Source organism: Paraburkholderia phenoliruptrix, from assembly GCF_902859825.1.
GTDB classification, from domain to species: Bacteria; Pseudomonadota; Gammaproteobacteria; order Burkholderiales; family Burkholderiaceae; genus Paraburkholderia; species Paraburkholderia phenoliruptrix.
This window is the reverse complement of the sequence record NZ_CADIKB010000012.1, coordinates 130396-151011: the sequence shown is the minus strand read 5'-3', so window position 1 is coordinate 151011 and position 20616 is coordinate 130396. Positions and strand designations below refer to the sequence as shown.

At 65.8% G+C, this 20616-nt stretch carries 17 protein-coding genes; 9 read left to right on the top strand and 8 right to left on the bottom strand.

Annotated elements, in window-relative coordinates:
- Window positions 1-7: 7 nt before the first annotated feature.
- Window positions 8-970: a LysR family transcriptional regulator gene (locus HV711_RS15180; RefSeq protein ID WP_028363592.1), complete on the bottom strand. Its 963-nt coding sequence runs from the start codon at window positions 968-970 to the stop codon at window positions 8-10.
- A gap of 259 nt (window positions 971-1229) precedes the next feature.
- On the opposite strand from HV711_RS15180, the gene HV711_RS15175 reads away from it, so the two are divergent.
- The 9 genes from HV711_RS15175 (at window position 1230) to HV711_RS15135 (ending at window position 11329) form a co-directional block, all read left to right on the top strand.
- A complete protein-coding gene (locus tag HV711_RS15175) occupies window positions 1230-2666 on the top strand; it encodes a YbfB/YjiJ family MFS transporter (RefSeq protein WP_035476744.1) in 1437 nt (478 codons plus the stop codon).
- 211 nt (window positions 2667-2877) lie between these two features.
- Entirely contained in the window at window positions 2878-3909 is a 1032-nt protein-coding gene (locus HV711_RS15170; RefSeq protein ID WP_013589085.1) for a threonine aldolase family protein, read from the top strand.
- Window positions 3910-3925: 16 nt separating this feature from the next.
- Window positions 3926-4456 carry an NUDIX domain-containing protein gene (locus HV711_RS15165; protein ID WP_015003336.1) on the top strand — a complete coding sequence of 177 codons (531 nt, stop codon included), beginning with the start codon at window positions 3926-3928 and terminating at the stop codon, window positions 4454-4456.
- A 103-nt stretch (window positions 4457-4559) separates the two neighbouring features.
- A complete protein-coding gene (locus HV711_RS15160) occupies window positions 4560-5015 on the top strand; it encodes an acyl-CoA thioesterase (protein ID WP_035476741.1) in 456 nt (151 codons plus the stop codon).
- Entirely contained in the window at window positions 4999-5958 is a 960-nt protein-coding gene (locus HV711_RS15155; RefSeq protein ID WP_425195024.1) for a branched-chain amino acid ABC transporter permease, read from the top strand. The genes HV711_RS15160 and HV711_RS15155 overlap by 17 nt, the downstream gene beginning before the upstream one ends.
- Window positions 5951-7273 (top strand): branched-chain amino acid ABC transporter permease, encoded by a 1323-nt coding sequence (locus tag HV711_RS15150; protein WP_035476737.1) that lies wholly within the window; start codon window positions 5951-5953, stop codon window positions 7271-7273. Before HV711_RS15155 ends, HV711_RS15150 begins: the two co-directional genes overlap by 8 nt.
- Complete coding sequence (locus HV711_RS15145; RefSeq protein ID WP_028363587.1) at window positions 7270-8034, top strand: ABC transporter ATP-binding protein; 765 nt, start codon at window positions 7270-7272, stop codon at window positions 8032-8034. Before HV711_RS15150 ends, HV711_RS15145 begins: the two co-directional genes overlap by 4 nt.
- Window positions 8031-8750: an ABC transporter ATP-binding protein gene (locus HV711_RS15140; protein ID WP_035476733.1), complete on the top strand. Its 720-nt coding sequence runs from the start codon at window positions 8031-8033 to the stop codon at window positions 8748-8750. Before HV711_RS15145 ends, HV711_RS15140 begins: the two co-directional genes overlap by 4 nt.
- Before the next feature lie 269 nt (window positions 8751-9019).
- Window positions 9020-11329: a hypothetical protein gene (locus HV711_RS15135; protein WP_035476731.1), complete on the top strand. Its 2310-nt coding sequence runs from the start codon at window positions 9020-9022 to the stop codon at window positions 11327-11329.
- Window positions 11330-11347: 18 nt separating this feature from the next.
- Here the strand turns inward: HV711_RS15135 and iolB are convergent, their stop codons facing one another.
- From iolB to HV711_RS15100, 7 genes are all read right to left on the bottom strand, one after another.
- Window positions 11348-12148, bottom strand: a complete 801-nt coding sequence (iolB, locus tag HV711_RS15130; protein ID WP_013589077.1) for a 5-deoxy-glucuronate isomerase — start codon at window positions 12146-12148, stop codon at window positions 11348-11350.
- Window positions 12145-13092 (bottom strand): myo-inosose-2 dehydratase, encoded by a 948-nt coding sequence (iolE, locus tag HV711_RS15125; RefSeq protein ID WP_035476730.1) that lies wholly within the window; start codon window positions 13090-13092, stop codon window positions 12145-12147. The genes iolB and iolE overlap by 4 nt, the downstream gene beginning before the upstream one ends.
- Window positions 13093-13103: 11 nt before the next feature.
- Window positions 13104-15092 (bottom strand): 3D-(3,5/4)-trihydroxycyclohexane-1,2-dione acylhydrolase (decyclizing), encoded by a 1989-nt coding sequence (gene iolD / locus HV711_RS15120; RefSeq protein ID WP_035476728.1) that lies wholly within the window; start codon window positions 15090-15092, stop codon window positions 13104-13106.
- Entirely contained in the window at window positions 15089-17173 is a 2085-nt protein-coding gene (locus HV711_RS15115; RefSeq protein WP_051223892.1) for a bifunctional 5-dehydro-2-deoxygluconokinase/5-dehydro-2-deoxyphosphogluconate aldolase, read from the bottom strand. The genes iolD and HV711_RS15115 overlap by 4 nt, the downstream gene beginning before the upstream one ends.
- A gap of 63 nt (window positions 17174-17236) precedes the next feature.
- Window positions 17237-18079: an ATP-binding cassette domain-containing protein gene (locus tag HV711_RS15110; RefSeq protein ID WP_013589073.1), complete on the bottom strand. Its 843-nt coding sequence runs from the start codon at window positions 18077-18079 to the stop codon at window positions 17237-17239.
- A 13-nt stretch (window positions 18080-18092) separates the two neighbouring features.
- Window positions 18093-19241, bottom strand: a complete 1149-nt coding sequence (locus HV711_RS15105) for an ABC transporter permease (RefSeq protein WP_035476723.1) — start codon at window positions 19239-19241, stop codon at window positions 18093-18095.
- A gap of 139 nt (window positions 19242-19380) precedes the next feature.
- Window positions 19381-20427 carry a sugar ABC transporter substrate-binding protein gene (locus HV711_RS15100; RefSeq protein WP_013589071.1) on the bottom strand — a complete coding sequence of 349 codons (1047 nt, stop codon included), beginning with the start codon at window positions 20425-20427 and terminating at the stop codon, window positions 19381-19383.
- Between the last annotated feature and the right edge of the window lie 189 nt (window positions 20428-20616).

The window sequence follows — 20616 nt, the reverse complement described above, 5'->3', positions numbered from 1 at the left end:
AAGAAAATCAGCCGATGTCATCGGCCCCCGCGCTGGCGTGAAGACGTGCATTGGCCAGCGTATCCGTACCCGCGTGCTCCTCATCTTCGGCATCGCGGATGCCGTTTTGCCCCGTCAGCGTCTGCTTCAGCGCATTGAGCGCTGAGGAAAAATGCCCGCGTCGCCAGACGAGCAGCGTATCCACTGCGCCGATGTCGGGCAGGTCATGCACGGCGATATTGCTTGCATCCGCAGCCAATCCCAGCACGGAGCGGGGCGCCACCGCGACACCCGCGCCGGCGGCCACGCAAGCCACGATGGCGTGGTACGAGCCGAGTTCCAGCACCCGAGCCGGCCTCACGCCGTGCTCCAGATACCATTTCTCGATATAAGCCCGGTACGCGCAGCCGCGCTCGAACGCCACCAGTGTCGACAGCGAGACGTCGCGCACTTCGCGAATCGGCCGATGCCCGCGCGGAGTCAGCATGACGAGTTCCTCCGTGAACACCGGCACAGTCTCGAACAATTCGCCGAGGCTCGCCGGGTCGAGCGGGGTGGCGACGAGCGCGGCATCCACCTCGAATTCGCGCACCCGCTCTATCAGTTTGCCGGTCGTGCCGGTCTCGAGTTCGAGCGCCACATCGGGCCATTGCTGGTGATAGCGGGCGAGCAGGCCGGGAAGACGCGTCGCCGCAACACTTTCCATCGTGCCGAGACGCAGGCGTCCGCTCGGACGGTCCGCGCGCACCGCGTGCCGCGCTTCGTCGGCGAGAGCGAGCAGCCTTTCGGCATAGGGCAGGAGCGTCTCGCCCGCGGGCGTCAGCACGAGGCGCCGCCCGTCGCGGATGAAAAGCTCGGCCCCGAGCTGCTCTTCGAGCTGCTTGATGCGCGTGGTGACGTTGGACTGCACGCGGTTGAGCTTTGCGGCAGCGCGCGTCACGCCGTTCTCTCGCACAACGGCCCGAAATATCGTCAAGGCGGCCAAGTCCATAATTCTCTCATTGCGATGGATGGTATCCAAATTATTCATTTTCCATGATTCAATCGTCAAGCTAATATGAGGTGGTCCGCTGGAATCCGGGCTGCCTGGAGGCTCTCCGCGGCTCCCGACGGGCGGTCGCAGCCGCAGCGGGTGCATTCCATCGCATCTCATTGCCTTGCATTGCCTTGCACGGCCGACGGTCCCTGCGATTGCCGTGCGATCCCGGCACGGTGTCCTCCGCTTCTTCAATTTTCGTGAGCAGCTGGCCATGAACGATCTCGCTTCCCACGCCGAACGCATTCCGGCCGAGCCGCGCGCGGCCCGGCGCGCCGCGCTTGCAGCCGCGCTCTCCTGCATGGTGACGCTCGCCGTTGCACTTGGCGTCGGGCGGTTCGCGTTCACGCCGCTCCTGCCGCTGATGCTCCACGGCGGCGCGTTCGGTCAGCCGCCCATCGACATTCAGCATGGCGGCTGGCTCGCGTCCTTCAATTACGCGGGCTACTTCCTCGGCGCGCTCACCTGCGCGGCGTTGCGCGTCGAGCCCGCCCGGATGGTGCGCGCGGGGCTCGCGCTGACGGTGCTGCTGACGCTGGCAATGGGCGTCGCGAGTCAGTTCTGGGTCTGGGCGGCGGTGCGTTTCGTCGCCGGGGCGGTCAGCGCGTGGACTTTCGTGTTCGCGTCGCAGTGGGGCTTGCGGCGGCTCGCGGAACTCGGTCAGCCGGCATGGAGCGGCGTGATTTACACGGGGCCTGGCGTGGGCATCGTCGGGACCGGGTTGCTCGTGAGCGCCGCGGGCGGTTATGGCGCGACGGCGGGATGGATCGGCTTCGGTTTGATTTCGGCGGTGCTGGCGGCGATTGTCTGGCCCGCGTTCGGCGCGGTGGCTGCGTCGGATCGCGAAACGGCTCGGCGCGGTTCGGGGGAGTTCGTCAAAGCCGGGCGCGATGGTCAAGCGGCCCGCGCGGGGCAAGCGGGCGCCACTCAGACGACTGGCCGCGCCTTCCCGTCGAACCCGGGCCCGGTGACGGCCGATGCAAGCACAAGCACAAGCGCCCCAAACCATGCCGCGGCCGCGATACACCGCGAGGCAAGCCACCCCGCAATCGACAAGCTCGCCCCCACCCATCGCGCGGACGCCTTCTGGCTCGTTGTTCTCTATGGTGTGCCCGGATTCGGCTATATCATCACCGCGACGTTTCTGCCGGTGATCGCGCGCCATGCGTTGCCCGGCTCGCCGTGGCCGGACCTGTTCTGGCCGATGTTCGGCGCAGCGCTGATCGTCGGTGCGCTGCTGGCCGCGCGCTTGCCGCTGCATCTCGACAACCGCGTGCTGCTGGCCGGCAGCTATGTGTTGCAGGCTGTCGGTATCGCGCTTGGCATCATCTGGCCGACGGCGGGCGGTTTTTCGCTGGGAAGCATCCTGATTGGCGTGCCGTTCACCGCAATCACGCTCTTCGCGATGCGTGAAGCGCGGCGTCTGCGCGGCAACGAGGCGGCCGGTCTCATGGGCTACGCGACGGCCGCCTACGGCCTCGGCCAGATCGTCGGCCCACTGGTGGCCGCGCCCATTGCCGCGCGCACCGGCTCGTTTTCGCCCGCGTTGTGGCTCGCGGCGGGCGCGCTGCTGCTGGGCGCGGCGGGCCTCGTCGGCGTCGCGCGGATGCCTCGCGGACGGGGACGCATGCCGGACTGCGGCTGCGCCTGAGCCGGGGTGGCGGCCGTGGCACCTGAGTCGCTTGGGCCGCTTGAGCCGCCCGAGCCCCCGAGCCACCTGAGCCACCTGAGCCACCTGAGCCACCTGAGCCACCTGAGCCGCCGGAGCCCCCTAACCCCCACCGTGGCAAAACAACGCAGGCGCACTAAAATGACCGCTTTCCGTCATCCCCGCGCGCCTGTCGCCGGTCGCGCCGCCCGTCATGCAACATTTCGCGTCCGACAACTATGCCGGCATCTGTCCCGAAGCGCTCGACGCGCTGATCGCCGCCAACAACAGCGGCCACGAGCCGGCCTACGGCGACGACTCCTGGACGAGCCAGGTATGCGACCGTCTGCGCGAACTGTTCCAGACCGACTGCGAAGTGTTCTTCGTGTTCAACGGCACGGCGGCCAACTCGCTTGCGCTTGCATCGCTCTGCCAGTCGTATCACTCGGTGATCTGCCATGAGCTCGCGCACATCGAAACCGACGAATGCGGCGGCCCGGAGTTCTTCTCCGGCGGCTCGAAGCTGCTGACGGCGGCGGGCGTCGGCGGCAAGCTCACACCTGATGCGATCGAGGCGGTCGTCACGCGCCGCGCGGACATCCACTATCCGAAGCCGAAGGTGGTCACGCTCACGCAGTCCACGGAAGTCGGCACCGTTTATACCGTCGAGGAAATCCGCGCGATTGCGGCGATCGCCAAGCGGCGTCATCTGAAGGTGCATATGGACGGCGCGCGCTTCGCGAACGCGGTCGCCGCGCTGGACGTGCATCCTTCGGAAATCACCTGGCGAGCCGGCGTCGATGTGCTCTGTTTCGGCGGCACGAAGAACGGCTTGCCGGTGGGCGAGGCGGTAGTGTTCTTCGACCGTGCGCTCGCCGCCGACTTCGCCTACCGGCTCAAGCAGGCGGGTCAGCTTGCGTCGAAAATGCGCTTCATTTCCGCACCCTGGCTCGGCCTGCTCGATAACGACGTGTGGCTGCGCAACGCGCGTCACGCGAACGCAATGGCCGAGCGGCTGCAAACGCGCTTGCAGGAAATTCCCGGCGTGAGCATCATGTTCCCGCGCGAGTCGAACGCCGTGTTCGCGCAGTTGCCGGCGCAAGCCGCCAAGGCGATGCGTGCGCGCGGCTGGAAGTTCTACGAATTCATCGGCGCGGGCGGTTGCCGGCTGATGTGCGCGTGGGACACGCAGCCCGAGACAGTCGAGCGCTTCGCGGCGGAAGTCCGCGAGTTGTGCGCGGCATAAAAAACCAACCTCCACCATGACCGACTACCGATTTTGCCCGCGCTGTGCGACGCCCCTCATCGAGCGCGCCGACGCCGAGCATGAAGGCGGCCGCATCCGCCAGACCTGTCCCGATGCGCAATGCGGTTACGTCCACTGGAACAATCCGCTGCCGGTCGTCGCGGCCATCGTCGAATACGAAGGCAAAATCCTGCTCGCGCGCAACGCCGCGTGGGCGGAAGGCGTGTTCGCGCTGATCACGGGCTTTCTCGAAAACGGCGAGACGCCGGAAGAGGGCATTGCGCGCGAAGTGTGGGAAGAAACGTCGCTGCACGCGGAGTCGGTCGAACTGATCGGCGTGTATGAATTCATCCGCAAGAACGAACTGATCATTGCGTATCACGTGAAAGCGCACGGCACGGTTTCGCTGTCGCCGGAACTGCTCGAATACCGGCTCATCGAGCCGGCGAAGCTGCGGCCGTGGCGCGCGGGCACCGGCCAGGCGCTCGGCGAATGGATGCGGCGGCGCGGCCTGCCGTTCGAATTCGTCGACAAGCCGGGGCAGTAAGCGTGCGCGTTCGTCAGCTTCGCCTCGCAAGCCAATGGGACGCCGCCGCGCTTCGCCGCAAAGCCTGAGTCCAGACCGTAGCCCACCTATCCGAGCCCACGCGATGTCCAAACCCACACTCACCGCGCGCAGCGCGTACCCGCACTTCCTGACCATCACCACGCGCTGGATGGACAACGACGTCTACGGCCACGTGAACAATGTGGTCTATTACAGCTACTTCGACACGGTCGTGAACGAGTATCTGATCCGCACCGGCGTGCTCGATTTCGAGCGCGGCGCGACCATTGGACTCGTGGTCGAAACACACTGCAATTACTTCGCACCGCTCGTGTTTCCCGAACGCGTCGACGCAGGCCTGCGCGTCGCGCGGCTCGGCGGTTCCAGCGTGCGCTATGAAGTCGGCCTGTTCCGGGAGGGTGACGACGAAGCCGCCGCCCAAGGACACTTCGTGCATGTGTACGTGGACCGCACGACGCGCCGGCCGGTGAATCTGCCGGACCCGCTGCGTGCGGCGCTTGCGCCGCTCGGCGTCGCCGGCAATGCGGCGGCGGACTAGACACGTGCAGGCGTTCGTCATCAATCTGCTGAACGGAATCAGCTTCGGGCTGCTGCTGTTCATGCTGTCGGCCGGCTTGACGCTGATCTTCAGCATGCTCGGCGTGCTCAACTTCGCGCACGCGAGCTTTTATATGCTCGGCGCTTACGTCGGCTATTCGGTGGCGGCGCGAGCCGGTTTCTGGGTGGCGCTCGTGGTCGCGCCGCTCGTCGTCGGATTGATCGGCGCGGCGCTCGAGCGCTGGCTGCTGAGGCGCGTACGCAGTCACGGGCATCTCGCCGAGTTGCTGTTGACGTTCGGCGCGGCGTATATGATCGGCGAACTCGTCAAACTCGGCTGGGGGCTGAGCCCGCTCGGCGCGAATGTGCCGGCGGCGCTCGACGGTCCGCTCTTCACGCTGTACGGCGCGAGCTTCGCGCGTTATCGCGCGTTCATGATGGCGGTCTCGCTCGTCATGCTGGCGCTGTTGTACGCGGTGCTGCGCGTGTCGAAGACGGGCCTCATCGTGCGCGCGGCGCTCACGCATGCAAGCGCCGTCGAAGCGCTCGGCCACAATGTGCCGCGCGTCTTTACCGGCGTGTTTGCGGCGGGCACCGCGCTCGCGGCGCTGGCCGGCGTGATCGGCGCGCCGCTTTCCGTAATCGAACCGGCGATGGCGGAATCGCTGGGCTCGATCGTGTTCGTCGTCGTCGTGATCGGTGGGCTCGGATCGCTCGGCGGCGCGCTGGCCGCATCGCTGCTGATCGGCTGTGTGCAGACGCTGGCGGTGGCGAGCGACCTTTCGCTCGGCGACGTGCTCGCCGCGTTCGATGCTTCTCTGCCGCGCGAATGGGACGCGCTGACGCTCGCGCAGCTTGCGCCGCTGATTCCGTATCTGCTGCTCGTCGCGATGCTGGCGCTGCGCCCGCGCGGACTGTTCGGACGGCGCGACGACCATGCGTGAACTGTTCAGGCCGACCACGCGAGTCGGGACGGCAACGCCCGCGGCCCGTGCGCGACCCGACGCCGCGCGCAGGCACCGTCTCTTGCCGTGGCTCGCGCTGGTCCTGCTGCTGGCGCTGCCGCCTCTCGTCTCGCAGCAAAGCTGGCTGCTCGCCTACCTCGCGCAGACCGCGACGATGATCGTGTTCGCGCTTTCGTACAATCTGCTGCTCGGCGAAACAGGGTTGCTGTCGTTCGGACATGCGGCGTATGCCGGCTTCGGCGCGCTGATTGCCGCGCAGGTGTTCAACCGGGCCGGCGTGCCGCTTGCGCTGCTGCCGCTGATCGGCGGAATCGGGGCAGCGCTATGCGGCGCGCTGCTCGGGTTCATAGCGACGCGCCGCGCGGGTACGGCTTTCGCCATGATCACGCTCGGCATCGGCGAGCTTGTTTCCGCCGCCGCGTGGAGCTTGCCCGACTGGTTTGGCGGCGAGGCCGGCGTCGCGATCGACCGCGCAAGCGGGCCCACGTTCGGCGCGTGGACCTTCGGCCCGGCGCGCGAAGCCTACACATTGATCGCGCTGTGGTGCCTGCTTGCAAGCGCGGCTATGTTTGCGCTCTCGCGCACACCGTTCATGCGCCTTGCCAACGCGGTCCGCGACAACCCGGCGCGTGCGGCGGCAATCGGCTGCTACCCGCGCCGGATTCGTCATGGCGTCGTCGTCATGTCGGCGTTTTTTGCGGGCGTCGCGGGCACGCTCGCGCTGATCAACGTGGAGCTGGTGTCGACGGAAAGCGTGAGCATGGTGCGCTCCGGCTCGGTGCTGATTGCGACGGTGATCGGCGGTACGAGTGCTTTTTTTGGGCCGGTCGCGGGCGCGGTCGTGCTGACGTTTTTCAGCGTGGCGGTGGCCAGCGTCACGCGGGCGTGGCTCTTTTATCTCGGGCTGTTGTTTATCGTGATCGTGGTGACCTCGCCCGATGGGCTTGCCGGCTTCGCCGAGCGGCATGCGGCGCGGCTCGCGCAGTGCGGCTGGCGTGCGTGCGCGGCTGTCTATGTGGCCGGCGCGGCTGCGCTTGTGCTGTGGAGTGCGGCCGTCGTGCTGGCGGTGCAGTGGGCCTACGCCGTGCAATTCGGCGCGGACGAAGGCGCCGCACTGCGCGTCCCGGCAGGGCCTTCGCTTGTGTCGTTCGTGTTGGCGTCACCGTGGCGGCTCGCCGTCGCGGTCGGTGCGCTGGTTGGCGGCGGCGCGCTGGCGGCGCTTGCGGCAAACCGCGCGCAAACCCGGCTGGCCGCGCGCACGCGCGCGCTGCAAAACACCGGAGACGCGCGATGATCCCGGCGCTCGCGCTGTATGGCGTCGCAAAACGCTTCGGCGCCACGCAGATTCTGCGTGGCGTGAATCTCGCGATCGAGCCCGGCGAACGCCATGCGCTGATCGGCCCGAACGGTGCGGGCAAATCGACGCTGTTCAATCTGATCGCCGGCGGCGCGCGGCCGAACGCGGGACGCATCGATCTGTTCGGCGCAGAGATTACACGGCTTGCGCCGGCGGCTATCGCGCGCCGCGGCCTCGCGCGCAGTTTCCAGAGTACGAGCGTGTTCGCGTGCCTCTCCGTGTTCGACAACCTGCGCTGCGCCGCGCTGCTCGCGGAGCGCGACCGTCTGCGCTGGTGGCAGCGTTTCGCGGGCTCATCCACGGTCGATGCACGCGCGTGGCAGGTGCTCGAAGCCGTCGGCCTCGGCGATCGCGCTCGCGACGAGGCGGCGACGCTTAGCTATGCAGAACAACGCGCGCTCGATCTCGGCATCGCGCTCGCGGGCGGCGCGCATACCTTGCTGCTCGACGAGCCGACCGCGGGCATGAATCGCGCGGAAGCGGCGCGCACCATCGAGCTGATCCGCGAGACCACCGCAGGCCGCACACTGCTGATGATCGAGCACGACATGGACGCCGTCTTCGCGATCGCCGATCGCATTTCAGTGCTTGTACAAGGGCGCATTATCGCAACGGGTGCGCCTGCGGCGATTCGCGCGGACGCCGCGGTGCGCGCCGCCTACCTCGGCGAAGGTTTCGACGAACGAGGCGGTGCATGACGCCGTTGCTCGACATTCGCGGCCTCGACGCGTGGTACGGCCCGAGCCAGGCATTGCACGGCGTGAGCCTGCGCATCCACGCGGGCGAAGTGCTCGCGCTTGTCGGTCGCAACGGTTCGGGCCGCTCCACGCTCGCGCGCGCGATCATGGGCCTCGTGCAATGCGACGGCGAATTACGCTTCGCGGGCCGCTCGCTGGCCGGGCTGCGGACCTTTGAAATCGCGCGGCTCGGCATCGGTTACGTGCCGGAGCATCGCGATGTGTTTCCCACGCTGAGCGTCGGCGAGAATCTGCAACTCGGCATCGCGCCCGGCGATGGCCCTCGAGCTCGCACGCCGCGCTTTTCGCTCGACGACGCATACACGCTCTTTCCCGTGCTGCATGAGCGCAAGCGCACGCGGGCGGGCGCGCTGTCGGGCGGCGAGCAGCAGATGCTCGCGCTTGCGCGGGCGCTGCTTCGCGATCCCGATCTGCTGGTGATCGACGAACCCGGCGAAGGCCTCGCGAGCCTCGTCATGCAGCAGGTCGCGCAATGTCTGCGTGTGCTGCGCGAGCGCGGCATGGCGATGCTCCTGATCGAGCAGCGTCTCATCATTGCGCGGGACATGGCGAGCCGCGTCGCGGTGATGGGGCACGGCGAAATCGTCTTCGAAGGCGAGCTCGACCAGTTCCTGCAGCGCACGGATGTGATGCGCGAATGGCTCGGCGTGGGTTGAACCGGCTCTCGTGAGCTTTCTTCGCTCGCCGGCCCGGCGGTCCGACGTCGCGCCGGAAAACGGCGCGGTAATTAGCGTTTGAATCTTTGTCGCCGGCACCCGGCTTGCGGCCAGCGCACGCGGCTTCGCAGCGACTTTGCACCGCGATTCAAACGCTTGGTCGTTTGGTGAGCGCCCTCCAGAAATCTTGTCGGCAGCGCGCGGACAAATAAAGACAATCATTCGAAGACGCGCGGCGACACCCGTCGCGGGTTCAGGGAGGAGACATCATGAAAGAGACCGGCGCTTTCGACGGCAGGCCCGCTTGCGAGCCGTGCAGGGCACCGAGGCGTGGATGGGGCATGCCGCTCGGCGCAGGTACCGTGCTGCTCGCCGCGGCGCTGTGCATGTCGGCGTGCGCCGATGCGAGTTCGACGGCAAGTGCAACGGCGAACCCGGCTTCAAAAGCGGCGAGCCTGGCTCCGCAAGCGGCGACTCCCGCAGACGCACAAACTGCAAGTGCCTCAGACGCGCAGTCCGCCTCATCGCCACGTCCCGCGATCGAAGCTGCAAAAGCCAGACAACTTGCCTTCGAACAAGGCATCGCGGCACGCGTGCCGTCGGCGAGCGGCATGAGCGTCACGCGCAGCCGGGCGCTGACGCTGCGCGACTCGGGCATCGACGGCTCGCTGATGTTCGCGCGCGATGTCGACTTTCGCGTGACCGGCGACATCGGCTTCATGATTCACGACATGGCGGCGACGCTCGTGCCCGCGCATGCCGGCGAGCCCATCGTATTCGACGACCCGACGAGCGTGACCATCGACGTGCATCGCGGCGAGGTCACGCTCGACAGCGCGAAGCTCACGGCCATTTTCAACCGCTATCTGTTCCAGTATCAGGGCTCGCCGCTGCGCAATATGCGTGTCGTGCCGCAGGACGGCGGCAGCTTGCGCATCACCGGCGAGATGCATCGCGGCTCATGGGTGCCGATCACGCTCGCCGGATCGCTCGCGATGCGTAGCGCCGACGAACTCGTGTTCCATGCCGATCACATCGAGGTCGCAGGCGTTGCCGCCGACAGATTGATGGAGGCCGCGCACGTGAAGATGGCCGATCTGCTGAAAGTGGATACGCCGATTGCGCGGCTCGACGGCGACGACGTCGTGATGCAGGTCGCCAAGCTGACGCCGCCGCCTGCGCTGCGCATGCGGATCGCGACCATCGTCACGAGTGCGGCGGGCGTGCGCTTCACGCTCGACGACGGCACGCTGCAGCACATCGACTGGCCCGCGACCATGCCCGCGCGCGGCATGCTGGTGCGAGGCGGCGACGTGAAATTCATGCGCTCGATGCCGATGAATATCGACATGGCGTTGACGCCGCTCGACGCGAGCGTGCCGTTCGTGCTCGATCTGTACCACTATCGCGAGCAGATGGCCGCCGGCTATTTCACATTCGACCAAGCCGGCGCGCTCGACGTGCACCTGCCTTCCTACGCGACGCTCGCGAGCGCGGCGAAACAAGCGCCGCTGCAAGTGGGCAGCGCGAGTGCGCGCTTTAACGACAGCTTCATTCGCGCGCAGCAGGCGGCGCTTGCCGAAGCGCGGCTCGTGTGGCAACGCGTGCCGCAGAGTCTGCAAGCCGCGTCGGCGGCGCGCGCGATGCCTGTCAGCCTGCGCACGGCGTTTTCGCGTGCGACAAAGGGGGAGGAGACTCGAACCCCTGCACCTCGCGACGAGCGGCATTCGCTCGGGCCGGCTCCGCTCATTCACGTCGAGAACGTCGACTTCTACGTGGCCGGGCGCATCGGCTTTCATGTGCGCTCACTCGACGCGCAAATGATTCCGAAGACAGCGGGACAGCCGGTCGATCTCGACGATCCGGCGCAGTACGACATTCGCATTATCGGCGGCGAGGTGGTCGAGCCGTGGCCGGCCATGGCCGCGCTGTTCAACGACTATCTGCTCGATTACGAGCCGCGTTCGCTCAACGACCTGCAGCTGAAGCCCATGGACGGCAAGCTCGAAGTCACGGGCGGCATCAAACTGTGGAATCACTTCCCTGGCATCTGGCTGCCGACGACGATGAGCGGCACCCTTGTCGCGCGAGACGAGCGGCATCTCGTCTATGAGCCGACCTCCGTAAAAGTGCTGGGCGTGCCGCAGGCCGGACTGCTGCGCGCGCTCGACATTCCGCTCGCCTCGTTGACGCCCTTCGCGCGCAAGGGCGTGGTGTTGCAAGGCAACGAACTCGTATTTGATCAGTACACCGTATTTCCGCCGCCTGTTTTGCAGGGGCGGCTCGGCAGCGCGACGGTGACCAACGAGGGCCTCGTTCTCAAATTCAGACGCGACGCCGGTGCGGCGGTCGCGAAGCCGCCGCCCAACGCTGCAAAGAGCTATGTATGGATCGAGTCTGGCGACGTCAAGATGTTCAACTCGCTCGTCACCAACGCGCGGACGTTCATTCAGGACAGCTCAAATTCCGGCGCGATGAAGTTCGATCTGTACGGTTATCGCCGGGATGTGGCGAAAGGGACTGTACGAATGGGAACCGACGGTGCGCTCGCTGTGGATCTCGCCGCGCGCAGCCAATGACGCGGCGAGCCGTACCGCTCAATCTTCCTTGTTGACGATCCACTCGTGCGCGGGATCGTTGCGGAAATGCCAGACCCGCTGCGCACCCGCCATCACGTTCAGATAATACGAATCGTAGCCATAAGGCACGACGACGGGATGATAGCCGCGCGGCACCATCACGACGTCGTGATCCTCAACCGCCATGGATTCGTCGATGTCGCGCATGTCCGTGTACACGCGCTGAAACGCAAAACCTTGCGGCGGGTTCAACCGATGGTAGTACGTCTCCTCCAGCGAACTCTCGTGCGGCACGTTGTCGGTATCGTGCTTATGCGGCGGATAGCTCGACGCATGCCCGCCCGGCGTTCGCACCTCGACCACCAGCAACGACTCGGCCGGTTCGGTTTGCGGAAGAATGTCGCATACGTATCGCGTATTCAGGCCCTTGCCGCGTGTCGAGCGCTTCATCGAAGAGGGCTCGATCAGGCGCGCGGGAAACTCGCCTTTTGCAGGCGCACTCGCCACGCCGATCTCGGCGTCGCGGCAGGCACGCACCGCGGCGCGCACACCGGGCGGCAAATAGACCGCATACGGCGCGGCGTCTTCGAACACGCTGTCGCGCGAACCGAGCGAGGTCCATTTCGCGTCCGGCGTTTCGAGGTCCACCGCACCCGCGAGCACGACAATGCAGACTTCGCGCGACGGCTCGAAAACGTGCACGACTTCGCTCGCGCCGAGGCGATAAGCGGCAAAGCCGACGTATCGCCAGCACGCCGATTCGGGTGTCACTCGCGCGATCGTCTGGCCCTCGCGCTCGGCCTTCACCAATAGACTCATGCTGCCTCCTGCGTGTTCTGCGGGTTGCGCCCGGCATCGTTGCCGCTCGTTCCGGGCGGCGCATCGACGAGCGCACGCAATGTTCTGAAGCCCTTTTGCGCGTATTCGAACGACGGCGCGACGACCGGGTCCTGCTCGGCCTCCACCACGAGCCAGCCCGAATAACCATGCTGCTTCAGACGCGCGATGATTGACGGAAAATCGACCGCACCGTCGCCCGGCACGGTGAAGGCGCCTGCGATCACCGCGTCGAGAAAGCTCCAGTTGCGGTTGCGCGCGAGCTTCATGACGGCGGGGCGCACGTCCTTGCAATGCACATGGCAAACGCGGCCGATGTGCTTATCGAGCACGCTGATCGGATCGCCGCCTGCAAACGTGATGTGACCCGCGTCGAACAGCAGGCCGACGGCGTCGCTCGTGCGCGACATCAACTGATCGACGTCGGCGGGCGTTTCCACATAGGCGCCCATGTGATGATGGTACGCAAGCCGCACGCCGCGGCTTAACGTATAGCGCGCGAATTCCTCCACGCGGGCGGCATACGCGGCCCATTGCGCGTCGCCGAAAAAACGCGGCCGTTGATACAGCGGCTTCGGCGCGCCCTGAATCGAATCGGCCACCTCGCCATACACCATCACAGTCGCGCCGTTTTGCGCGAGCAGTTCGAGATGCGGGCCGACTTCGGCGATTTCCTGTTCGACGCTGCGCCGCGCGAGGCGGCCCGAATACCATCCGGAGACGAGCGCCAGATCGTATTGCGCGAGCAGCGTCTTCAAAGCCTGCGGCTCACGAGGAAACTTGTTGCCGAGTTCGAAGCCCTGATAGCCGATCTGGCGACCCTCGGTGAGCGCCACGTCGAGCGGCGTCTCGCCGCCGAGCGAAGGCAGGTCGTCGTTCATCCACGACAACGGATTGATGCCGATGCGTACGTTGAAAGCGGTCATGCGAGCGATCCTCAGTCGTTATGGGCGTTGGCGTTGGCGTTTTCGTTGTCGTTGTCGTTGCGGTGGCCGCGGGCCGCGATCTGCGCGTCGTAATGGGCCCGCGCGTCGCGCACGCTCGCTCGCGGCGATACTTCGGGCACCGCGACTTCCCACCACCAGCCGCCTTCCGTGGTGGTGCGCGCGGGGTCGGTGTCGATGCTGATGACGTAGGTGCGATCCGCGGCCCGCGCACGTTGCAGCGCGGCCTCGAGTTCGCCGATATCCGCTGCGTGTTCGGCATGAGCGCCCAGCGCTCGCGCGTGCGCGGCGAAGTCGATGCGCGGCGCGCCGAGCGGACCTTGCATGCAGTCTTCGAGCAGATTGTTGAACGGCGCACCGCCGCATGCCTGCTGCAGCCGGTTGATGCAGCCGTAGCCGCGATTGTCGAGCACGACCACGATGAGCTTCGCGCCGAGCATCACCGAGGTCGCTATCTCGCTGTTCATCATCAGATAGCTGCCGTCGCCAACCATCACGATCACTTCGCGCTCGGGCCGTGCCAGCTTTGCGCCGAGGCCGCCCGCGATTTCATAGCCCATGCACGAGTAGCCGTATTCGACGTGATACGCGCCCGGCCTCGCCGCGCGCCACAGCTTGTGCAGTTCCGCGGGCAAAGTGCCGGCTGCGCACACCACAATGTCGTTCGCCGCCGAGTCGGCGCCCGAACGTTGCACGGCGCCGATGACATCGCCCTCGTAGGGCAGCACGGCAGCGCGCTGCGGCGCATGCGTGAGTGCGTGCACCGTGTCGCGCCAGGTTGCCGCGAGTTCGTGCGCCTTCGCGGTCCATGTGCGATCGGCATGCCAGTCTTGAAGGCCCGCATTGAGCGAGTCGAGCGCCTCGAGCGCAAGGCGCGCGTCTGCTTCGACCACGAGCGCGCGATGCTTGAGGCCGTCGAATGCATTGGCGTTGATGCCGATCACGTCCGCCTGCGTAAAAAGCGTATTGGAGCCGGTCGTAAAGTCCTGGAGGCGCGTGCCGAGCGCGAGCACGCAATCGGCCTCGCGCGCGAGCGCATTCGCGGCAGGCGAACCCGTTACGCCCAATGCACCCACGTTCAACGGATCGTCCCACGCGAGCGATCCCTTGCCCGCCTGCGTCTCCGCGACGGGAATGCCGTGCGCGGCGGCAAAGCGTTGCAGCGCGTGAGTCGCGCGGCCGTACAGCACGCCGCCGCCCGCGACGATCAACGGACGCCGCGCTCGCTGCAGGCGTTCAATTGCAGTGCTGATTTCGTCGACGCGCGGCGCGGGCGAATAAAACGTCACGACGCGCGGCGCGAAGAAATCGGCGGGGAAGTCCCACGCCTGCGCCTGCACGTCTTGCGGCAGCGCGAGCGTGACAGGGCCGCACGACGCGGCGTCGGTCAGTGCGCGCAGCGCGCGCGGCAGCGCACTCAACAATTGCGCGGGATGCACGATGCGGTCGAAGTAGCGCGACACGGGCTTGAACGCGTCGTTCGCGGAGACGCCGCCGTCGTGGAAATCTTCGACCTGCTGAAGAACGGGATCCGGCGCACGCGAAACGAAAATGTCGCCGGGCAATAGCAGCACCGGCAGACGGTTCACATGCGCGAGCGCGGCGGCGGTCAGCAAATTAGTTGCGCCTGGTCCAATGGACGTCGTGACCGCCATCATGCGGCGGCGGAAATGCGCCTTCGCATACGCAATCGCGCTATGCGCCATCGCCTGTTCGTTGTGCGCGCGCAGCGTGGGCAACGTGTCGCGATGCTGATACAACGCTTCGCCCATGCCTGCTACGTTGCCATGACCGAAGATCGCGAACACACCGCCGAAGAGCGGCTCGGTGCCCGTGCCGTCCTCCGTCGCAACGCGTTGCGCGGCCAGGTAGCGCACGAGCGCTTGCGCGGTGGTCAGGCGGATCGTGTCGCCCGGCACCGCGCCGCTCGAGGATGTCGCTGCGCGCTGCTCGTCCTGATGATCTGAAAAGCGCTGGTTCATGCAGCCTGCTCCTGATGAACATGCGGATTGGCATCGCGCCTCGCAGCGGCGGATTCGCGCGCCGCGCGCCACGATGCGATCAGCGTTTCGAAAGTGCGGCGTACGCGCGCGATCAACTCGTCGTCGCCGATTTCACCGGCGAGCCACGCATGGCTCGGCTCGTGGAAGATCGTGCGGCCCACGGTGAAGCCGCGGCACGTCGACGAGCGCGCCGCCGCGCGAAAGCCCTCGTTCAACTGCTCGACGCCCGCGGACAAACCGAGCAGCACCACGCCGCGGCAATACGGATCGCGTTCCGCGATCAGTGCGTCGACGCCGCGCCATTGCGCCTCGTCCATCGGTTCGAGCTTCCACCACTCCGGGTAGATGCCGATGTTGTAGAGGCGCTTCAACGCGCGGTACACCACGTCCGGTGCTTGCGGCAGGTTCGCGTGCTTCGGCGGAATCACTTCGAGCAGCAGTTCGTGGCCGCTTGCCTGCGTCGCATCGTAAAGCGCGCGCAATTGCGCTTCCTGTTCGAGGCGCTGTTCGACGGGTTCGTCGGGATGAAACTGCACGAGGCATTTCGCGACATGTTCCTGCGGCCACGTCACGAGCGTCGTGCCTACCGAGCGACCATGATCGAACACGAGCGGCACGGAGCCGGGCAATTCCACCGGGCGGCCAATCCACCAGCCGCGGCCGGTGGCAGCGTTGAGTGCGTCCTGGCCATAGCGGTCGTCGATCAGCACGCCGATGCGGCCTTGCAGGCCCAGTGCGCTTTCGGTCTGCGCGACCGCATCGACGAGAAGGCCTTTGAGCTTCGCGATGCGCGCATCGCTCGCGCCCGTCTGCTGCGCGAGTTCGAAGAACTGATTGCGATGGTCGAACGCAAAGCCAAGCACTTCGGGCCACTGCTTGCGCGCGGGCGTCACCCGATGCAGGCGCGCCAACGTCGCGTCGCGATCCGGGCGGCGCATGCGTTCGGGATCGGCTTTCGCCTCGCGAAGGAAGTACTCGAGTTCGGCGGGCGTCGGCATGGCCGGCGCACACGCGTGGCGCGAGACGACGAGCGCGCCGCTGGCGTTGGCGGCGCGCGCACAGGCGTCGAGTGGTTGATCGCGCAACCATCCTGAGAGAAAGCCCGAGGCGAACGCATCGCCCGCGCCCAGTACGTTTAGCACTTCAACTTCCACGCCGCCGTGAACCGGCACCTCGTCGAGCGACGCGGGCACCTTGCCGTCGAAGATCTGGCAGCCGAGCGGCCCGCGCTTGAGCACGAGCGTGGCGGGCGTGACGGCGCGCACCATCGCGAGCGCGTCGGCGAGGTCGCTCTTGCCGCCGGCAATGCGGAACTCTTCCTCAGTGCCGATGACGAGATCGAACAGCGGCAGAATGCGCTGCAAATGCGCGGTGACGCCTTCGCTCGCGACAAAGCGCGTTTCGCCGTCCGCCTTGCCGGTGAGGCCCCACAGCACCGGGCGATAGTCGATGTCGAGCACGGTGCGCACCTGGTTGCGCCGCGCATAGTCGAGCGCGCGGCGGCTGGTGCGGTTCACCTGCTCGGTGGAGAAATGCGTGCCGGTGATCAGCAGTGCTTTCGACGACGCGATGAATGCCTCGTCGAAATCGGCTTCGTCCACGGCCATGTCCGCGCAATTCTCGCGGTAGAAGATGAGCGGAAACGTATCGCGGTCCTTCAGTCCGAGCAGCACGAGGGCGGTCAGACGCTCCTGATCGACGCGCACGTGGCTCACGTCGCAGCCTTCCTTCGTCAAGGTCTCCGTGAGAAAGCGGCCCATATGGTCGTTGCCGACGCGCGCGAGCATGGCTGCTGCCAGCCCGAGACGCGCGCAGCCGAACGCGATATTCGCCGACGAACCGCCGAGATATTTCGCGAAGCTCGACACGTCCTCGAGGCGCGCGCCGACCTGCTGCGCGTAAAGGTCGACGGCGAGGCGGCCAAGGCACACGACGTCGCGGCTGCGGCCCGCCGCGAAGCGGCTGCCGGTGTTCGCGCCGGAGATGCCTGCGCCCGTGCTCTCGTGCGCTGCGTGCGGGGTCTGCGCCGGCATGCCGCTGAATGTACTGGAATGAGCCATGAATAGTCCTGAATGACGGAGCGCGGCAGCCGGTGCCACGGCAGCAGCCGCCGCGCGAATGAATCAGATCGTTGCGCCTTCGAGTTCGCCGATCATCTTCTGCATCTCGGCGCCGCCCGCCATCATGTCGAGCACTTCATCCTTGCTGATGGTCTCCTTGGTGAACGTGCCGAGCGATTTGCCGCGATTGAGCAGCGTGAACGAGTCGCCGATCGGATACGCGTGGTGCACGTTGTGCGTGATGAAAATGACCGAGATGCCCTTCGCGCGCGCCTTGTGAATCAGCTTCAGCACGTTGAAACTCTGCTTCACGCCGAGCGCGGCGGTCGGTTCGTCGAGAATCAGCACGCGGGCGCCGAAGTGAATCGCGCGCGCAATCGCCAGACACTGCTTTTCGCCGCCCGACATGGTGCCGATCGGCTGATGCGGATCGCGCACATTGATACCCATTTCGGCCAGCTTGTCGCGCGCGGTGGTCGCGCTCGTTTCCAGATCCATGACGTTCAGGAAACCGAATAGTTTCTTTTGCGGTTCGCGTCCCATGAAGAAGTTGCGCGCGACGGAGAGGAGCGGCACGAGCGCGAGATCCTGATAGACGGTGGCAATGCCGAGATCCAGCGCATCTTTCGGCGACTCGAACAGCACCGGCTTGCCGTCCACCAGATACTGGCCCGACGACGGCTGATGCACGCCGGCCAGCGTCTTGATGAGCGTCGACTTGCCCGCGCCGTTGTCGCCGAGCAGGCAGTGCACTTCGCCGCGCCTAAGTCGCAGGGTCACGCCGCTTAGCGCGATGACCTTGCCGAAGTACTTGCTGACGTTTTCCAGCGCGAGGATTACGTCGTCCTGAGGTGCGGCGGCGGCCGCCACCGGCGCTTCATGGGGCATAGAGTTCGTATCGGACATGGTCGTCTCCTCGTTACGATTGCGACACGCGACGGCGCACGTAGTGGTTGAACAGCACTGCGATCAGCAGCATCACGCCGAGGAATACGCGGAACCAGTCGGAGCTGACATTCGTGTAGGTGATGCCGATCTGCACCACGCCGAAAATCAGCGCGCCGAAGCAGGCGCCGATCACCGATCCATAACCGCCCGTGAGCAGCGTCCCGCCGATCACCGCGGCGATGATCGCTTCGAATTCCTTCTGCAGCCCGCGGTCCGCCGCCGCCGAGCCGATGTCGCACACTTGCAGCACGGCGAAGAGGCACGAGCAGAATGCGGTCAGCACGAACAGCAGAATCTTCACGCGACGCACCGGAATGCCGACGTTCTTGGCTGCATTGGCGTCGCCGCCGACCGCGAGAATCCAGTTGCCGGCGCGCGTTTTCGCGAGCACGAAGGCGCAGATCGCGGCGAGGCCGAACCACCACAGAATCACCTTCGGAATGCCGGGCACGAGCGCGTGGCCGTTGTCGAGCAGCGTGCCGATGCCGTGATGCGCGAGCATCGTGAAGAGGCCTTTCAGCGCAACGCCGTGAAAGAGCGCGTTGGCGAACCAGTCCTTTTGTGCGAGATCGCCGACGCCGGAGACGATGGTGCGGTCCGCGAACATGATCGACAGCGCGAGCGTGAGGCCGCGCAGAATGAACAGGAAAGCGAGGGTGACGATGAACGACGGCAGCCGCGTGCGCATCACGAGATAGCCGTTCAGCGCGCCGAGCAGCATTGAGCCCGCGAATGCAAACAGGATGGCAAGCGAAATAGGCCAGTGAAAATAGACAGTCGGGATCGCGACCATCATGCCGGCAAAGCCGATCATCGAGCCGATGGAAAGGTCGAATTCGCCCGCGATCATCAGCAGGCACGCGCCGACCGCGAGGATGCCGAGGTAAGCCGACACCTGCGACCAGTTCATCACACCGTCGAGATTGAACATGCCGGAGCTGCCGGCTGTGAGCGCGAAAACGAGAAACACCAGTACCGCGCCGGAAATCGCGGCGAATTCGGGGCGGTTCAGCAAATGACCGAACCAGGATTCCTTGCGCACGCGCTCGTCGGTATCGGGGCGCGGCGCGGCGCTGTTCGAATCGACGTGCGGTGGGAAGTGTTTGCCGGCTACACCCATGATGTCTCCTTGGAGCCGGCTGTGCGTCTGGGCAGCGGGAATGCGGTGCGAGAGCGACAGCCGGTGAAATGCGCGCTGGCGGCGAAGCCGCCCGGCGGGAGCGAAGCCCGCCGCGCGCGTGACTAGCTAGGAAAAAGAATCAGCGGTACTGCCCCGCGTACTTGATGACCTTGTCGAGGTTGTCCTTCGTGATGAAGCCCGGACCCGAGCGAATGTTCTTCGGCCCATACGAGGGCGCGAGACCGTAAGTGGCGAGCCGCGCCTTGAACTTCGGATTCGCTTCGAGAATCTGGCGGATTTTCGCCGGGTCGGTGGTATGGTCCTTCTTCACGATGGCGAGCACGGCGACCGGAATATAGCCCTGCAGATAGGGCTGCTGATCGATCGCGAACTGGATCGTGCCGTTCTGAATGGCCTTGGCGATGTCGTCGGAGAAGTCGAACGTGCAGAAATAGATCTTGCCGGCGAGGCCCATTTGCTGGACCGCTTTCAAGGTGGCCGAGGCGGGCGTCGGTCCCAGGGTAAGAATCGCGCCGGTGTTCGGATGGTTGCGCAAATAGGCGCTCACCTTCGACTGGATTTCGGTCGGGTCCTGGCCGGAATCGATGGTAGAGGCCTTGTAGTCGACGCCGAGCGCGTCCGCGAAACCGCGGCAACGGTCGAACGAAACGGTGTTGGTCGCAATGTGGTTCACGCACAGAAACGACTTCACGCCGGCGGCTTTCGCTTTCTCGCCCGCGGCTTTGCCCGCCACATATTCGGGTTGGCCCACGTGCATGATCGCGCCGAGTTGCGCGCTCTGTTCCTCGGTGCCGGAATTGATTGTGACGAGTGGAATCTTCTTGGCCGTGACCTTGTTGATGGAGCTCTTCAACACGTCGTAATCGGCGATGGTGACGATCACGCCGTCGTAGTTGCGCGCCGCGGCCTGTTCGACGAGGCGCGCCATATCGGCGATGTCGCCGTTGGGCGGATTGCGATAGTCGGTCTCGACGTTGAAGTCTTCGTCCGCCTGCTTGATCGCATTCTTGATGGTGTTCCACCACGAATCGGAGTCCGGCGCGTGGCTGATCAGCACGAAATGAGCGTCGGCCGCGCGGGCGGCCGAGGCCGCTCCGAATCCCGTTGCCAACGTCAATGCCGTCACCAGAACCCTGAGCGTAGCCTTGCCCTTGCAAAGTCTCATGTCTCCACCTTTCTCGGTCTGTCGTTATTGAAGGGAGCGACGCACGTTCGCCGAAGCGCCATCGCTCACAACCAAGATTAGGTCATCTTCGAGGGTGGTGCAACAGAAATTTCACGGTGAATAAAAATGGAAAATACGTTCCATTTATGCGGTGCGCTGCCTATAATCGGCAACGTCAACCTGCCGTGC